This is a genomic window from Roseisalinus antarcticus, from assembly GCF_900172355.1.
GTDB lineage: Bacteria > Pseudomonadota > Alphaproteobacteria > Rhodobacterales > Rhodobacteraceae > Oceanicola > Oceanicola antarcticus_A.
On the sequence record NZ_FWFZ01000105.1, the window covers coordinates 1 to 1,918 of the forward strand.

1 protein-coding gene is annotated in these 1,918 nt (G+C 60.3%); it reads left to right on the forward strand.

The features are described 5' to 3' along the window. The first annotated feature begins 215 nt into the window (after positions 1 to 215). Positions 216 to 1,709, forward strand: coding sequence for an IS1 family transposase (locus ROA7023_RS23380; RefSeq protein ID WP_143535739.1), 1,494 nt, complete (start codon positions 216 to 218; stop codon positions 1,707 to 1,709). The last annotated feature ends 209 nt before the right edge of the window (positions 1,710 to 1,918 follow it).

Genomic DNA, 1,918 nt, shown 5'->3' on the forward strand with positions numbered 1-1,918 from the left:
GCCCCTTACCAAAGGTGTTGTAGAAAATCCTTCGGTTGGCCACAAAGTGGCCAACCTTCCTCTTAAAGGACTGGCTTGACGCAATCTCAGGATGGAGGTGTCAGGTGAAGTCCGTCTCGCAAAAATCTGCGACAGCCCGGAAGCGGCGTATCCCACTCCCTTTTTTCGGGGTAGATGTTAACTTTTGCTGAAACGCGCAGTGCGCTCAGTTCGGTGTGCATCCTGACCCACGCGATGGCCGGGGCCTCAATCTTTCCACTGCCAATGCCAACTTCCCGCGCGGGAAGGTCATCGGCAAAGGCGACAAGAAGACATTCGCCTGCGGCTCTTGTGGTCAGGAGTCGATCCTGAAGAACAACCGTGCAATCGTTGAAGAATACACGCGTCTGCGCCGTTTGCAACGCCCTGACGGGGCAGGAAGATCGTGCCGGCAGAATACCTGTCTCTCAAATGGAAAATCCGTCGACGACAGACCGGAGTTCTATCGCAAGTCAGGTCGTAGCAAGGCCGGAAACCAGCGCTATACATGCAAGCGCTGCCAATCGACATTCACTGTAGGGCACCCCGCAAGAACCCATAAGCGCAAGTCCAAGAATGGCGAGGTCCTCAAGCTTCTTGTGCACGGCAACTCCCTGTCGAAGATATCGGAGATTGCCGATCTCGCCCCCAGGGATGTCTACCGGAAGCTGGACTTCATCCACGAGCGCGTTCGGGAGTTCACGGCGCGCCGCGAGGGTGATCTTCGTAGCGTCGACTGGGAGCGATACGGCCGTCGGTTCGCTACCGACGGCCAGACCCTCACGCTCAACTGGCCGAACCGGAAGAAGTGGGCATCGGTCGCGGTTCAGCATCTCTGCACCGCGCACGCCAATTCGGGATACATCGTCCTGGGCCACCTCCAGTTCGATCCGACGGGCGATATGGAGCGGGTCGAGATCGACATGGCGGTCAACGGGGACACCACGAAGGCACGATGTATGCGGCGCCACGGGCGCCTTTGGACCGCTGCCGAGTTCAAGAAGTATCTCGACGACATCACCGCCAAGGTCGTCCTGGACCCGGAAATCGCGGCGGACGTCGATCTCGGGCTTCAACTCCCTCACGAAGGCGGCCTCGTGCGCCAGGACATCCAGCAGTATGCCCACCCCCTGATGCTCAGGCGGATGGTCTCGCACTCGGGCTGCCGCTTCTATTTCGTCGAGGACGGGGATGCGGGCCTCAGCAAGGCATTCCTGGCGGCCTTCGCCCCCGAAGTTCAGGCCGGTCGTGTCGATATCGCCACCGTGGCCTTCGACAAGTATCAGGTGAACGATATCCGTGAGGCGCTGTGGGCCCAAGGGCGCCGCGACCTGCGCAACGACCTTGGCCTTTCGGCCCATCAACTCGACAGCCTGCCCGAGAAGATCTTCAATGAGGAGGTTGACCGGGAGATCGTGAAACGCCTTGCCGGCCATCGGCTCGGCACCCCATTCGCCTGGCCATACCATACGAAATCAGAGCCCTCTCGGGTCGTCGACTTGAAGACCGACCGCCCCGAACTGACCACAGAACGGTGCGCGAGGCTGATGCGGCTCGCCACCCTGCGCAGCGTCGACAGCTACTTCCACAAGATTCGCAGCAATGTCCGCGCCGCATCCCGGCCCGTGTCCACACCGAGCAACATCGCCGCACCTGGGATCGGCATTTCCTCTACCAGCCAGAGATTCTGATCAAGATCATCGAGATCTATCGGTTCCACCACAACTGGATGGGCACCCGGCAGACGAAGCAGACGCCCGCAATGAAGCTCGGCTTGGCAAAAGGCCGGATTTACGAGCGGGAGATCGTCGGCGAATGAACGAGAAAGCGCGCCGCCGAGGCGACGCGCGATCTACAACACCTTTGGTAAGGGGCTTGCTCCTCGCGGGGCGCCCTTTTT